Source organism: Sphingobium sp. CECT 9361, from assembly GCF_918741285.1.
Lineage (GTDB): Bacteria > Pseudomonadota > Alphaproteobacteria > Sphingomonadales > Sphingomonadaceae > Sphingobium.
Genome location: NZ_CAKKNC010000001.1, coordinates 749,929 through 763,307 on the forward strand (window position 1 = coordinate 749,929; position 13,379 = coordinate 763,307).

Sequence of the window (13,379 nt, forward strand, 5' to 3'; positions counted from 1 at the left end):
GAATTGCCTTTTCAACTGGTGCATGAAGAAAATATTACGTTTTGCTTTGTCGGGCGAGACTGAGGGAGCCTTAAGAATATGAGCATTGAAATCGGCCCGCCGCAGGTGGATGAGCTGAAGCCACGCATCGCCGTCATTGGCGTGGGCGGGGCAGGCGGCAATGCCATTGCGAACATGATCGCTGCGTCGGTCGAAGGCGTGGATTTCATCGTCGCCAATACCGATGCGCAAGCACTCAATGCTTCGCCAGCCGAGCGCCGCATTCAGCTTGGTCCCCGGATCACCGAAGGTCTCGGTGCAGGATCGCGCCCTGAAATCGGTCGCGCGGCTGCCGAAGAAACCATCGCTGCGGTCGAAGAAGCGCTGAACGGCGCGCATATGTGCTTCATCGCAGCCGGCATGGGCGGCGGCACTGGCACTGGTGCAGCACCCGTAATTGCCAAGGCTGCGCGGGATCGCGGTATCCTGACCGTCGGTGTCGTGACGAAGCCCTTCACTTTCGAAGGCGCGCGCCGTGCACGCTCTGCCGAAGCAGGCATCGAAGAGTTGCAGAAGCATGTCGACACGCTGATCGTCATTCCCAACCAGAACCTCTTCCTCGTCGCCAATCCGAACACGACCTTCAAGGAAGCGTTCCAGATGGCCGACGAAGTACTGCAGCAGGGTGTGCGTGGCATCACCGACCTGATGGTCATGCCTGGCCTCATCAACCTCGACTTTGCTGACGTTCGTTCCGTCATGGGCGAAATGGGCAAGGCGATGATGGGCACCGGCGAAGCCGAAGGCGATGGCCGCGCGCTGCAGGCCGCTGAAAAGGCAATTGCCAACCCGCTGCTGGATGGCGTCAGCATGAAGGGCGCAAAGGGCGTCATCGTGTCGATCGTCGGTGGCGAAGACATGCGCCTGATGGAAGTCGACGAAGCTGCCAACCACATTCGCGAACTGGTCGATCCCGATGCGAACATCATCTGGGGCTCGGCATTCAACGACAGCTTGAATGGCCGTATCCGCGTCTCCGTCGTGGCGACCGGTATAGATCATGAAGCATCGAACGCCGCTGCGCCCGCGTCGCAGCCTTTCAGCTTTGCCAATCGCCCTGCGGTATCGACCCCGGCTGCCGCCGCTCCACTAGCGCCCCCCGCGCCGGTCGAAGTTACGGCCGTCGAGGAACCGCAGGAAGAACCGCTCGAGCTTTCAAACGTCGAAGTGCCTGTCGAACCCGCTCCGCTTGCTGCGCCTTTCGCGGCGCCTAAGGCGCCGGTGGTTATTTCCGATTTGACCGAAGAGGAAGAACTGATCCTCAGCGCCGAAACGGCAGCACCGGAACCTGAGCCGGTTCGTGCGGCTCCCCGGGTAGCCACCGGTGGCGGTACGTTGTTTGAGCGTATGTCGGGTCTTTCGCGCGGTACGGATAAGGCTGCCGATGCCGATGGGGAAGGCAAACCGGGAGGCATCGACATCCCCCGTTTCCTCAACCGTCAGAACAACCAGTAAGCCGATAGCCTGCCTGCACGGATGATCCGTGCAGGCAGGCGTTCCGTCGCAAAGCCTGGTGCAATACATTTCCTGTTCACTGACCATCAGGCTAGGACCAGTGTCGTGACCCTGCGTTCTTCCTTCCGCTTATTGTTTGGTTCAACGGTAGCCCTGTCGGCTATTGTGGCCTCGCCCTTGCTCGCCCAAAGCAGCCCCGGCTTTTCGCAACTCGATGTTCGTCCACCCGATGCCGCTGCCAATCTGAACAGCCATCTGGCACGTTTGGGCGAAAACCCGCGCGATGTCAGTGCTCTGATCGGGGCGGGAGAGGCTGCGCTCGATCTGGACGATCCGCGCGCGGCAACTGGATTTTTCGCCCGCGCCGATGAGATTTCGAGCGGCAATGGTCGCGTAAAGGCCGGTCTCGGCCGTGCCATGCTCCAATTACAGAATCCGACCGAAGCCCTGCGGCTATTCGATCAGGCCGAGCGGCTACGATATCCGAACAACAGCTTTCTCTCAGACCGCGGTCTTGCAAAGGATCTGAGCGGCGATCAGGCAGGCGCGCAGCGCGACTATCAGGCAGCATTGCAAGCCAGGCCCAACGACCCGGAATTGATCCGTCGCTATGCAGTGTCGCTGGGCATCTCCGGTCAGGTCGATGCGTCGGAGAAGATGATCGAGCCGCTCCTGTATAAGAATGACCGTGCGGCATGGCGTAATCGGGCCTTTGTCCTGGCGATGAACGGGCGTGAGCAGCAGGCGCGCGATATCACGCAAAAGGTCATGCCCAAGCCGCTGGCAGACGCGATCCAGCCCTATATGGAGCGCATGGCCGCACTGACCCCCGCACAACGCGCAGCCGCAGTGCATTTTGGTAGTTTCCCGACCAATAGCGGTGTGCGGATGGCGGCCAATACGGCTGCGGCTCCCCGCATCGTTACGCCCTCGCCTGCGCCGACCATGCCCTCCACTGCAACGCCATCGTCCGCTTCGCGGGCTAGGCAGAGGGTAGTGGTAAACGCCCCGGCAAAGTCCAATACCGAGCCGCAGATCCGCCAACCCGTTAAGACCACGGCCTTGCCGTCGCCGTCGCCGTCGCCGACCCCGGCCGCGCCTGCAGATGCGCCCGCGCCGAAACCGAGCACAGTGCAGCCCACACCAACCCCTATGCCAACACCCACACCGACCCCGGCGCGACCTATGGTCCAGGGACCTGTGGACCCGGCACCCGTCCGGCAACCTGCGTTTGGCTCGTCGTCCGTTCCTGCAACACAAACGTCGGCCGATGCGCCTGTTCAGCCGTCAGTTAACGCCGCCACCGCACCGTCCCCTAGCCCCGTAGCCACGCGCACGTTGGCGGATATTATCCGCGAACTCGACGTACCGGAGAGCGAAAGCAAGAATCAGGTCGCTGCTGTCGACCTTGCGGAAATAGCGGCGATGCAGACGCGCAAGCGTGAAGCCGCGCGGGCTGCGGCGGACAAAGTGAAGCGAGACGCCGCTGCCAAGGCAAAGGCGGAAGCCGACGCGAAGGCCAAGGTTCTGGCGGCAGAAAAAGCCAAACTTGCAAAGAACCCGTCGCGCAACTGGGTTCAGATCGGCACAGGACAGAGCGTTTCCGCACTTGGCTTTACGCTGAAGGGCTTACGCAAAAAGCATGGTAGCCTGTCCAGCAAGGATGCTTTCACGGCAAGCTGGGGCCGTACCAATCGGCTGGTGGTCGGCCCGTTCCCATCCTTTGAAAAGGCCAAGGATTTCGAAGCCAGTTTGAAAAAGGGCGGCGCGGATGCATTCGCCTGGAAAAGCGATGCGGGCGAAGAATTGAACCTCGTTTCGGGCAAATAAGTCGACACGTAAAAACGCTTTACTGGATGACCACTTCCCGATTTGTCCTCAACCGGACATGTTCGCGCCAGGCGATATAAAGGCCGCTGGAGACGATCAGCGCAGCGCCTATCCAGGTGCTGACAACCGGCCAGTCGTTCCAGACCAGCCAACCAAACACCGTCGCCCACAAGATCGAACTGTAGTCCATTGGCAGCACGACGGACACAGGCGCCCAGCGTAACGCGCCCGTCATGAATAATTGCGCGATGCCGCCGGTTATGCCCATCAGCGCGAGCAGCCCCCAGGTCAGCGGATCGTGCGATTGTCCAACAAACAGCATCGTGATGCCGAGCGGCGGCATGGACAGCACGGTGAACCAGAAAACGGTGACCGCCGCGCCTTCGGTGCGTCCCAAAGTGCGTAAAAGCAGGCTGATGCTGGCCGTCAGGATCGCGGCGACAAGCGCCACTGCCACGCCCAGCAGGGGAAAATGACTGGCGTCGGGACGCACCATCACCAACACGCCCAGAAAGCCGATGAGCACTGCAGCCCAACGGTGAATGCCCGTGGCCTCTTTCAGCAATATAGCGGAGAGGATCGTTGCGAAAATCGGCATGGAAAAGCCGATGGTCGTGGCTTCCGTCAGCGGCAGAAGGATGAACGACCCAAAATTGAATATCATGCCCAGCAAGCCGAGTGCCGTGCGGCTGAGATGCAGACCGATCCGGCCGGTCCGCACCGACTTTGCGCCTTGCGTCATGCAGATCCACGCAAATACGATCGGAAGCGCGAAAGCCTGACGATAGAAGAGCGCTTCCCCCAAATGCACGCCGCGCGCGTTGACCAATTTTACCAGAGCGAACATCATGGCGAGGGTGAGCATGGCCGCCAGCCTGAGCCCAATAGCGAAAAACACCCGTTCCTCGCGAATCGTGGGCGTCGCCACTGTGGGTGGTGTATGCGTGGTAGGGGCAGGGGTCGGCACGAAACCGCTTTAGCGGCTTTGCTGCACCGCGCAATCACATGTGTCGGCGGCCATCCCGCACTTGGGGGATGGCCGCCGAGGTGTCTTACTTGGCAGGTTTTACGAATTTCAGAGTCATCCGGTCGCTTTCGCCGATGGCCACATATTTGGCCTTGTCGGTATCGCCGTTGGCCAGCACCGGAGGAAGGGTCCACACGCCCTTGGCCCAATCGGTGCTATCCTTGGGGTTTGCGTTCACTTCCGACGATCCGACATATTTGAAACCGGCCGCTTCGGCGAGGCGGCGTACGGTCGAGACCTTCAGATAACCCGATGACTTCTCCATTGCTGTGTCGCGTGCTTCGGGAAGTCGGTGATCGACGATGCCGAGCGTGCCGCCCGGTTTGAGCATGGCGTAGAACGCCTTGAACGTGGCAGCCTCAGTGCCGCCCATCACCATATTGTGCACATTGCGGAAGGTGAGGAGCGTATCGACGGTTCCGGCGGGAATGCCGGTTTCGGGCCAGGGAACGAGCTTCGCTTTGCCATAGACACCGGTCGCTGCGCTCATTTTCGCTTTCAGACCGTCGAAGCCTTTGCCCGGTGACTGCACGGCGTAGAATGTGCCATTGTCCTTCAGCAGTGGCGCCAGGATTTCAGTGTACCAGCCACCGCCGGGGGAATATTCGACCACGGTCTGCGTGGGGGTCACGCCAAAGAAGGAGAGCGTTTCGACGGGGTGACGATATGTGTCGCGCGTCACGTTTGCCGGAGTCCGGCTGGGCGCGGCAACGGCGGCCATGATGGCCTGATGCGCGGCATGGTCCATCTTGCCGCCAGCCATCTTGTCGTCAGCCATATTGCCGTGGTCCATTTTTGAATGGTCCATCGTGTGTTGTGCCATGGCCAATGGTACGGCCAGAGCGGCTAAACCTAGAACGACTGTGCCAGTCAGTATCGGGGGGATTCGCATGGGGGGCTCCTCTTGTAAGGTCCCTGACCATGACGATGCGCGCGCCTATAGGCAAGGCATAGGAACGGCAAAGTGCTTTAAGGCGAAGTGCCTATCGCCCGGCGCGGTGATTGAGGTCGTGGCCCAGCGCCAATATCGCGACGCCGATGACCGTATACACGCTTTCCTCGAACCCATGGTCCAGCGTCATTGCGCCAGCCATGACTCCCAATCCCAGCGCGCCGATCGCGGCGGGCATCATGTAGCCATGCTGGATCGCGCCATAGCCGAGGGCGACAGCGCCGAGCACGATAGCGATGGTAAGCCCGGTTTCGTGGAACAGCGGGTTGGACAGAAAGCCGCCAGCCGTGGCCAGCAGGCCAAGAATGACGGCCGTTGCCACGCAATGCGCCGCACACAGGCCGGACAAGGCCATCGCCATGCGGTCGAACGTGCCTTTGGCCAGTGCAGAACGGAAAGTCAGTAACATGATGCGTGTCACATAGGCGTTTCACGGAGAAGATACAACATTACATTGCGGCGCAACGCATCTTTTGCTGTCTCGTCGAAGCGACTAGTGACAGACGTCAAAATATCGAATAATCTCGATATATGGATACTGATTCTGTCTTACTCGTTTTTGGTGCCCTGGCCCAATCCACGCGGCTCGATGTATTTCGCTTGCTGATCCGTCATGCACCCGATGGCCTGCCCGCAGGCGAGGTGGCGCGGCTATCCGCCGTGCCGCAAAATACGATGTCCACTCATCTGGCGATTCTGACACGGGCCGGACTGATAAAGGCGCAACGCGAAGGGCGATCGATCCGCTATCATGCCGATCTCGACCGGGTTCAGGCACTCGCCGTGTATTTGTTGAAGGACTGTTGCGGCGGAGATGCTGCGCTGTGCGATCCCATCATTGCCGAATTATCCTGCTGCTGAAGGAGCGATCCGATGACCGAGCAAGAAGGGTCGGCTAAGCCAGTCGACGTCATTATCTATCACAACCCGGATTGCGGCACGTCGCGGAACACGCTCGCGCTGATCCGTAACGCGGGCATAGAGCCGCACATTATCGATTATCGTACCAACCCACCGTCGCGGACTATGCTTGTCAGCTTGATGAACCGCGCGCTCCTGTCGCCGCGAGAATTGTTGCGGGAAAAGGGGACGTCCTTCGCTGACCGGGGTCTTGGCGATCCCGCGTTGCCGGACGATGCGCTGATCGAGGCTATGATGGCCGATCCCCTGCTGATCAATCGTCCATTGGTCGTGACACCGCTGGGCGTCCGGTTGTGCCGCCCTTCCGAAACGGTGCTGGACATATTGCCGCTGCCCCAACGGGAAGCGTTTACGAAGGAAGATGGCGAACAGGTCGTCGATGCCCATGGACAGAGGGCCAACGGACAGAAGGCCAGCGGGCAGGGGATTGCGCGATGACCCTGTTCGAACGGTATCTGACATTGTGGGTTGCGCTTTGTATCGTTGTGGGGATTGCCGCCGGTGCCGCTTTTCCGGCGCTGTTCGCTCTGATTGCCGCCGCCGAAGTGGCGCGCGTCAACTTGATCGTGGCTGCTTTGGTGTGGCTGATGATCATTCCGATGTTGCTCAAGGTCGATTTTGCCGGATTGGCGAGCATCAGACGACATTGGAAAGGCGTGGGAGTTACCCTGTTCATCAATTGGGCCGTAAAACCCTTTTCGATGGCGCTGCTGGCCAGCATATTCATCGGCTGGCTGTTTGCGCCGTTGCTTCCGGCGGGGCAGGGGCCATCCTATATTGCCGGGCTGATCCTGCTGGCGGCAGCGCCTTGCACCGCGATGGTCTTCGTCTGGTCAAATCTGTGTGATGGCGATCCTGCCTATACGCTGGGGCAGGTGGCGCTGAACGACCTTATCATGGTGGTTGCCTTCGCGCCGATCGTCGGGCTGCTGCTGGGTGTCGCGTCGATTACGGTGCCTTGGGATACATTGCTGCTCTCCGTCATGATCTATATCGTCGTACCGGTCGCCATGGCGCAATGGCTTCGGCGGTCGGCCCTTCGGCGCGGGACGTTGGACGGATTGCTGAAACAGCTTGGGCCTGTATCGCTGGGGGCGTTGCTGGCGACGCTGGTGCTGCTGTTCGGATTTCAGGGACCGCAGATCATCGCGCGTCCTTTGGTCATTGCGTTGCTCGCGGTGCCGATCCTCATTCAAGTCTATTTCAACGCGGGGCTGGCCTATTGGCTCAGCCGTCGTTTCGGCGTGGCGTGGTGCGTAGCGGCACCGTCAGCGTTGATAGGGGCCTCCAATTTTTTCGAATTGGCGGTCGCGACGGCGATAGCTTTGTTCGGTCTTGGCTCTGGCGCGGCACTGGCGACGGTCGTGGGTGTCCTCGTCGAAGTGCCTGTCATGCTGTCCGTTGTGGCGATCGTTAAGCGGTCGCGCGGCTGGTATGAACGCGGGGCCGCATATCCCGCTTGAAACCGGCGCGGTGCAGGCGCAATAGCGCCGCTATGTCCGCGTCGCATAGTCAGTCGGCGTTTTCGCGCCGCTCATCGCCCCGTCCGCGCAGTATTGCCCTGTGGCTGTTTTGCGTCGCCATTCTCGTGTTCGCGATGGTCGTCATCGGCGGCATTACCCGACTGACCGAATCGGGGCTTTCGATTACGGAATGGAAGCCGATTACGGGCGCATTGCCGCCGTTGTCCCATGCCGACTGGATGGAGGCGTTCGACAAATACAAGCAGATCCCCGAATATCGGGAGATCAACAATGGCATGAGCCTTTCCGATTTCCAGTTCATCTTCTTTTGGGAATGGGCGCATCGGCTGCTGGGCCGCGTGATCGGGCTGGCCTTTGCTTTGCCGCTGGCGTGGTTCGCATGGAAGCGCGCCATCCCTGCGGGATATGGTATTCGTCTGTTCGCGCTGCTGATGCTGGGCGGGTTGCAGGGTGCGATCGGCTGGTGGATGGTGGCGTCCGGCCTGTCGGTGCGCACCGATGTGAGCCACTACCGTCTGGCGGTGCACCTTATTACCGCGCTGTTCGTACTGGCGGGGCTGGTGTGGACCGCGCTCGATCTGCTGACGCAAGCGGCGGATACGCGCGCGCGGACGGCGCGGTTGACGGGATTCGCGGTCGCCGCCGCGCTGGTGCTGTTCGTGCAACTGCTGTTCGGCGCATTCGTGGCGGGCATGGATGCAGGCTATGTCGCCAACACCTGGCCGCTGATGAACGACCGCTTCTACCCCGCTGGCGTGCAATGGCTTGGATCGTTCTGGGCAACGGTCACCGACGATCCGTATCTGGTGCATTTCATCCATCGCTGGTGGGCATTTGTGGCGGCGGTGGTCCTGATCGTGCTGGCGCGGCGGGCCAAGCGGGCCGGGTCGCGCGGCGCCTCCATCGCGCTCAATGCTTCGGTGGGGACGCAGGTGCTGCTGGGTATTGCCACAGTCATGAGCGGGATCGCCCTGCCGCTGGCCGTTCTGCATCAGGCGGTCGGCGCAATTGTGGTCGCCAGCACCGCCTGGGCAGCCCATGCGACGGGTGCCCGGCGACGCTGAAAAGGGCATGGTATTCTGATACCCGTCAGGAAACCCCCGCTTTCCCTTGACTTCTGGACGGTTGGCCGTCATTAGCGCGCATCCCCTGACGCCTGTTGTGTCGTCGGGACTTATTCAACAGGAGATTCGGCCCATGAAGGCGCTGATGAAGACGACCAAGTCGGCCAACGCCGCCACGGTCGACAAGAAGTGGGTGCTGATCGACGCGGAAGGCCTGGTTGTGGGCCGTGCGGCTTCGATTATCGCCAATATTCTGCGCGGCAAGCACAAGCCGAGCTATACCCCGCACGTCGATTGCGGCGACAATGTCATCATCATCAACGCGGGCAAAGTGCGCTTTACCGGCAAGAAGATGACCGACAAGGTCTATTACAAGCACACCGGTTACGCCGGTGGCATCAAGGAAACCACGCCTGCCAAGATCCTGGACGGTCGTTTCCCTGAGCGCGTGCTGGAAAAGGCAATCGAGCGCATGATTCCGCGCGGCCCGCTGGGTCGTCAGCAGATGCGCAACCTGCGCGTTTTCGCCGGTAGCGAACATCCGCATGAAGCGCAGAACCCCGAAGTGATCGACCTTGGGTCGCGCAACCGCAAGAACAAGGTGGGTGCATAATGTCCGATAACCGCCAGTCCCTGTCCGATCTCGCCGATCTGACCTCCGCCGCGCCTGTCGCTGCGACGGTTTCCGCCGACGCTTCCGCACCGGTCGAAAACGCTGCGCCGGTTCAGCCCGCTGCGCCGACGATGCCGCTGCGCGAGCAGGAAATCGACGGTCTGGGTCGCGCTTATGCCACCGGTCGTCGTAAGGACGCCGTGGCCCGCGTGTGGATCAAGCCCGGTTCGGGCAAGGTCACGATCAACGGTCGCGATCAGGAAATCTATTTCGCTCGTCCGACCCTGCGTCTGGTTCTGAACCAGCCCTTCACCGTCACCGATCGCGTCGGTTCTTACGACGTTATCGCTACCGTCAAGGGTGGCGGCCTTTCCGGTCAGGCCGGTGCAGTCAAGCATGGCATCAGCCAGGCGCTGACCAAGTACGAGCCTGCCCTGCGCGGCGCGGTCAAGGCCGAAGGCTTCCTGACCCGCGATAGCCGTACGGTTGAACGTAAGAAGTACGGCAAGGCGAAAGCCCGCAAGAGCTTCCAGTTCTCGAAGCGCTGATTTCGGGAATATACCAAACTCAAGAAGGGCGGTCCTTACGGGATCGCCCTTTTTCATTTGAGGAATCGATATGGGCGAACGGTTCGAACGTCACAAGCAACCCTGGACTTCCGAAGAACTGGCCAAGCTGCGCACGCTGGCAGCGAAGGGCATGGCGATGAAAGCCATCGCCAAGGCGCTGACCCGCAGCGAGGAATCGGTGAAGGATCGCGCGAAGACAGACGGGATCAAGATCGCCAAGCTGCGGTGACGCCACCTGCGGCACTATTGCTTCAGGCGCAGGTCGCGCAGTTGTTGCGCGCATCGGCTTTTCTGGCAGGCGACCCGGCAGCAGTGCGGGGTGAGAAGCCCATGCCGCGCCGGGTCATGGGCAATGGGTTGCGCGAACTCGATATCTTCCTGGTCGACATCGTCGCGCTGGCCGCGGGAGCGCGACGCACGCGACGTGTCTATTGCGCGGCGGAAGCATGGCGGCGGGCAGGGCCAGCCATGGGACTGACGGAAGCCAGCCGGACGGCGCTTGTGCAGTTACGCGCCGCGCAGAATCGGCTGGCGTTCGAGCCTGTCCGCGCCGCTATCGGCCCGCCATATCCCTTGGCGCTTGCCTGTGCCACCTACAGCGCGTTGGCGCTGGAGGTCTTTCGCAAAGTCGACGCAGCCGCAGCCTGAAACGCTCAGGGTGTAATCGTCCGTATCGATGTGATCTTCGTGTATGTCACTGCGGTTTCGGTGCGCTGGCCGCGATAGATCCGGAACTGCGGGTAATTCTGCCGTCCGCCGCCATAGCCGAACGGGCCGCGGTAATCCACGATCTGCTTGTTGCTTTGCCAGATTCTGACGTAACCCGCCGTGGGATGCTCGTAGAAATCGACAGCGAAATTGTACCGCTGTCCTTCGGTCAGATCGCCTTGATACAGGATATAGGGTTTCTTGCCGACGACGGCAGTGCCCTTGCGGATCGGAACGTTGCGCACGATTCGGAAGACATTGCGTTTCAGACCGGACGACCATTCGAGGAAAAAGCCCAGCGGCCCGGCTTGCTCGATATCGCCGGGTAAGGTGGTCGCATGAATTTCGTGGAAATTGAGCCACTGGCCGACCTTAACGGCCCGCGCATTCTTTCCGGGGACGAAGGAGAACTGCTCATTGACGCGCTGCTTTATCGGAAACAGGTCGGTGTACCCATCCAGTCCGACACGGTTGACCGAGGTCGGATCGTTGCGGGCGCGTTCCCCGCTGCGGCATTCCAGCCTGACCCAACCCGGTTCGCCGAAATAGGGTTCGAACTGCACATTCCACCCTTTGAGCGGTAGCGGCCCGATCGAGATGAACTTCTGTAAGCCGGGCGCGGTGTAGCGCCGGTCAGGCAAGAGGCGCTTGACTGTGTCGCCTTTGTCGGACGGATCTATATCCTGCTGGTAAGTGCGCAACGCCCGGCGCCATTGGCGCACAAAAGGCGGTGCGCCGACGCTCTGGCTTCCGCCATTTTCCGTGTGAACCGGCGCGATGATAGCTGGAGCCTGCGGCCCTGTATCGTACATGGATATTCGTCCCCCCGGACACATTATAGAGCGTAAGATGGTTAATATCGACAGCCGCCCTCTGTCACGAGCGCGGGGGGAACGGAACCTCTTTCTCGCAATTGCGAGACAGGCCGGTCGAATTGAGGGGTCGTTACATCAAAAAACTATGGGGCAGCGTCTGGTCACAGGCGCCTGTCCCGAAAATTGGCCTTTTATTTCCGTGCCTTACGCGCGGCGTACTTTGCGTCGCGAATGGCCTTCTTCTCTTCCGGCGTAAGCTGCACCTTTTCCTTCACCTTCGGCTGAGCGGCAAGCTCGGCTTCGCGGCGGGCAGCTTTTGCAGCGGCGGCGGCTTCCTGCGCGGCTTTCTTTTCAGCCAGCTTGGCGGCGCGCTTTTCCGCTTCGGCAGCGGCTTTGGCTTCGGCGGCGGCTTTGCGCTCTGCGACCACTGCCGGATCGAGCGGCGGTTTGGCCTTCAACTTGTCGAGCGCCTTCTGCTTCGCCTGCGCGGCGAGCGCGAGGCGATCTTGAAAAGCGGGGTCTCGATACGTCGCCATGAGTCTGAAAGCCTGTCCGTTTTGAATGGGGGAGGGGAGCGCCTGCCCCCATTTCCCTTATCATGCAAGGCAAAAGAGGCTATTTTGTTCCGTCGAGGCTCGTAATTGTGCCACTGGCAGCAGGCATTTTCGCCATTGAGGCAGCAACTTTCTCTGCCGCTTCCATGACCCGCAGGATGTTGCCGCCCGCCAGTTTCGCGACGTCCGCGTCCGACCAGCCGCGCTTCATGAGTTCGGCCATCAGCTTGGGATACGTCTCCACCCCGTCCATCCCCTGCGGCAAGGCAGGCAGCCCGTCATAGTCGCCGCCCAGACCGACATGATCGACGCCAGCGACTTTGGCGATGTGATCGATATGGTCCGCAACCTGTCCCATGGTGACGATGGGTTCAGGATTCGCCTTTTCCCATTCCGCCAGCGCAGCCTTCGCCTTTTCCGGGTCGCCGATATAAAGGCCGCCGAAGGGGGGCAGATTATAGCGTGCTTGCTCTGCGCCTCGCGCCGCGCCCCACACGCGACGCGCTTCATTGACGTAGTTCGGCGCAAAGTTCACCATGACGATGCCGCCATTGGCCGCGACCTGTTTCAGCACGGCGTCGGACACATTGCGGGGATGATTGCAAATCGCGCGGGCGCTGGAATGCGAGAAGATGATCGGGGCCTTGCTGACTCGCAGCGCGTCCAGCATCGTGTCCTCGCTCACATGGCTGAGGTCCACCAACATGCCCAGGCGGTTGAGTTCGGTCACCACCGCTTCGCCGAATTTGGTGAGGCCGCCATGCTGCGGGTCGTCCGTGGCACTGTCGGCCCAGGGGATCGTGCGCGAATGGGTGAGGGTGAGGTAGCCCGCGCCCAGCGCCTTGTACTGGCGCAGCACGGCAAAGCTGCCGTCGATCTGCCCGCCGCCTTCGACGCCGATCATCGACGCGATCCGGCCTGCCTTGAACGCCGCGCGGGCCTGTGCAGCGGTGGTCGCGAGCTGGAAGGTGTCGGGGTAGCGGGCCGCGAACTGATGGACGAGGTCGATCTGTTCGAGCGTGGCCTTCACCTGTTCGAGACCGGGCAGGTTGGCAGACACATAGACCGACCAGAACTGCCCGCCGACCTTGCCCTGCCGCAGCCTTTCGATGTCGGTGTCGTAATCCTTTACCGGCAAACGATCGAGCGCAACGGCCCAGCGGTCGTCCTTTGCGTGATCGAGCAACGCTTCGGGCCAGTCGTTATGCCCGTCGATCAGCGGCGTCTGCGCCAGCACCTTGGCCACGCGCGCCGCATAGGGGTCAGCGAGCGGCGTAGCAGCGATGGCGGGGAGGGGAAGCAGGGCGAGCGCAAGGAGGAGGGTGCGGTTCATGCTGTGGCAGCGTAA

At 61.2% G+C, this 13,379-nt stretch carries 16 protein-coding genes; 10 read left to right on the plus strand and 6 right to left on the minus strand.

Annotated elements, in window-relative coordinates:
* The first annotated feature begins 78 nt into the window (after positions 1-78).
* Both ftsZ and LQ220_RS03345 read left to right on the plus strand, forming a co-directional pair.
* Positions 79-1,494, plus strand: a complete 1,416-nt coding sequence (gene ftsZ, locus LQ220_RS03340) for a cell division protein FtsZ (protein WP_230186846.1) — start codon at positions 79-81, stop codon at positions 1,492-1,494.
* Positions 1,495-1,599: 105 nt separating this feature from the next.
* Positions 1,600-3,324, plus strand: coding sequence for an SPOR domain-containing protein (locus tag LQ220_RS03345; protein WP_230186847.1), 1,725 nt, complete (start codon positions 1,600-1,602; stop codon positions 3,322-3,324).
* 19 nt (positions 3,325-3,343) lie between these two features.
* Here the strand turns inward: LQ220_RS03345 and LQ220_RS03350 are convergent, their stop codons facing one another.
* From LQ220_RS03350 to LQ220_RS03360, 3 genes are all read right to left on the minus strand, one after another.
* Positions 3,344-4,222 (minus strand): DMT family transporter, encoded by an 879-nt coding sequence (locus LQ220_RS03350; protein ID WP_290369013.1) that lies wholly within the window; start codon positions 4,220-4,222, stop codon positions 3,344-3,346.
* A gap of 154 nt (positions 4,223-4,376) precedes the next feature.
* On the minus strand, positions 4,377-5,129 hold the full coding sequence (locus LQ220_RS03355; protein WP_230187252.1) for a methyltransferase: 753 nt from the start codon (positions 5,127-5,129) through the stop codon (positions 4,377-4,379).
* 205 nt (positions 5,130-5,334) lie between these two features.
* On the minus strand, positions 5,335-5,712 hold the full coding sequence (locus tag LQ220_RS03360; protein WP_230186848.1) for a MerC domain-containing protein: 378 nt from the start codon (positions 5,710-5,712) through the stop codon (positions 5,335-5,337).
* Between the two features lie 122 nt (positions 5,713-5,834).
* Here LQ220_RS03360 and LQ220_RS03365 point away from each other — a divergent pair, with 122 nt between their 5' ends.
* The 8 genes from LQ220_RS03365 to LQ220_RS03400 all read left to right on the plus strand — a co-directional run bounded on the left by LQ220_RS03365 (position 5,835) and on the right by LQ220_RS03400 (position 10,602).
* Positions 5,835-6,164, plus strand: coding sequence for a metalloregulator ArsR/SmtB family transcription factor (locus LQ220_RS03365; protein WP_230186849.1), 330 nt, complete (start codon positions 5,835-5,837; stop codon positions 6,162-6,164).
* Positions 6,165-6,176: 12 nt separating this feature from the next.
* Complete coding sequence (arsC, locus tag LQ220_RS03370; protein ID WP_230186850.1) at positions 6,177-6,662, plus strand: arsenate reductase (glutaredoxin); 486 nt, start codon at positions 6,177-6,179, stop codon at positions 6,660-6,662.
* Complete coding sequence (gene arsB, locus LQ220_RS03375) at positions 6,659-7,687, plus strand: ACR3 family arsenite efflux transporter (RefSeq protein ID WP_230186851.1); 1,029 nt, start codon at positions 6,659-6,661, stop codon at positions 7,685-7,687. The genes arsC and arsB overlap by 4 nt, the downstream gene beginning before the upstream one ends.
* Before the next feature lie 32 nt (positions 7,688-7,719).
* Complete coding sequence (locus LQ220_RS03380; RefSeq protein ID WP_230186852.1) at positions 7,720-8,772, plus strand: COX15/CtaA family protein; 1,053 nt, start codon at positions 7,720-7,722, stop codon at positions 8,770-8,772.
* A gap of 133 nt (positions 8,773-8,905) precedes the next feature.
* Positions 8,906-9,385: a 50S ribosomal protein L13 gene (rplM, locus tag LQ220_RS03385; RefSeq protein WP_230186853.1), complete on the plus strand. Its 480-nt coding sequence runs from the start codon at positions 8,906-8,908 to the stop codon at positions 9,383-9,385.
* Positions 9,385-9,933: a 30S ribosomal protein S9 gene (gene rpsI, locus LQ220_RS03390; RefSeq protein WP_230186854.1), complete on the plus strand. Its 549-nt coding sequence runs from the start codon at positions 9,385-9,387 to the stop codon at positions 9,931-9,933. Before rplM ends, rpsI begins: the two co-directional genes overlap by 1 nt.
* Positions 9,934-10,003: 70 nt before the next feature.
* Positions 10,004-10,183, plus strand: coding sequence for a hypothetical protein (locus LQ220_RS03395; protein ID WP_230186855.1), 180 nt, complete (start codon positions 10,004-10,006; stop codon positions 10,181-10,183).
* Positions 10,180-10,602: a hypothetical protein gene (locus tag LQ220_RS03400; protein WP_230186856.1), complete on the plus strand. Its 423-nt coding sequence runs from the start codon at positions 10,180-10,182 to the stop codon at positions 10,600-10,602. Before LQ220_RS03395 ends, LQ220_RS03400 begins: the two co-directional genes overlap by 4 nt.
* 5 nt (positions 10,603-10,607) lie before the next feature.
* Here LQ220_RS03400 and LQ220_RS03405 read toward each other — a convergent pair whose 3' ends face one another.
* The 3 genes from LQ220_RS03405 to LQ220_RS03415 all read right to left on the minus strand — a co-directional run bounded on the left by LQ220_RS03405 (position 10,608) and on the right by LQ220_RS03415 (position 13,364).
* Positions 10,608-11,474 carry a hypothetical protein gene (locus LQ220_RS03405; RefSeq protein WP_230186857.1) on the minus strand — a complete coding sequence of 289 codons (867 nt, stop codon included), beginning with the start codon at positions 11,472-11,474 and terminating at the stop codon, positions 10,608-10,610.
* Positions 11,475-11,668: 194 nt separating this feature from the next.
* Positions 11,669-12,013, minus strand: a complete 345-nt coding sequence (locus LQ220_RS03410) for a DUF6481 family protein (protein WP_230186858.1) — start codon at positions 12,011-12,013, stop codon at positions 11,669-11,671.
* Between the two features lie 79 nt (positions 12,014-12,092).
* Complete coding sequence (locus LQ220_RS03415; protein ID WP_230186859.1) at positions 12,093-13,364, minus strand: dipeptidase; 1,272 nt, start codon at positions 13,362-13,364, stop codon at positions 12,093-12,095.
* Positions 13,365-13,379 lie beyond the last annotated feature (15 nt).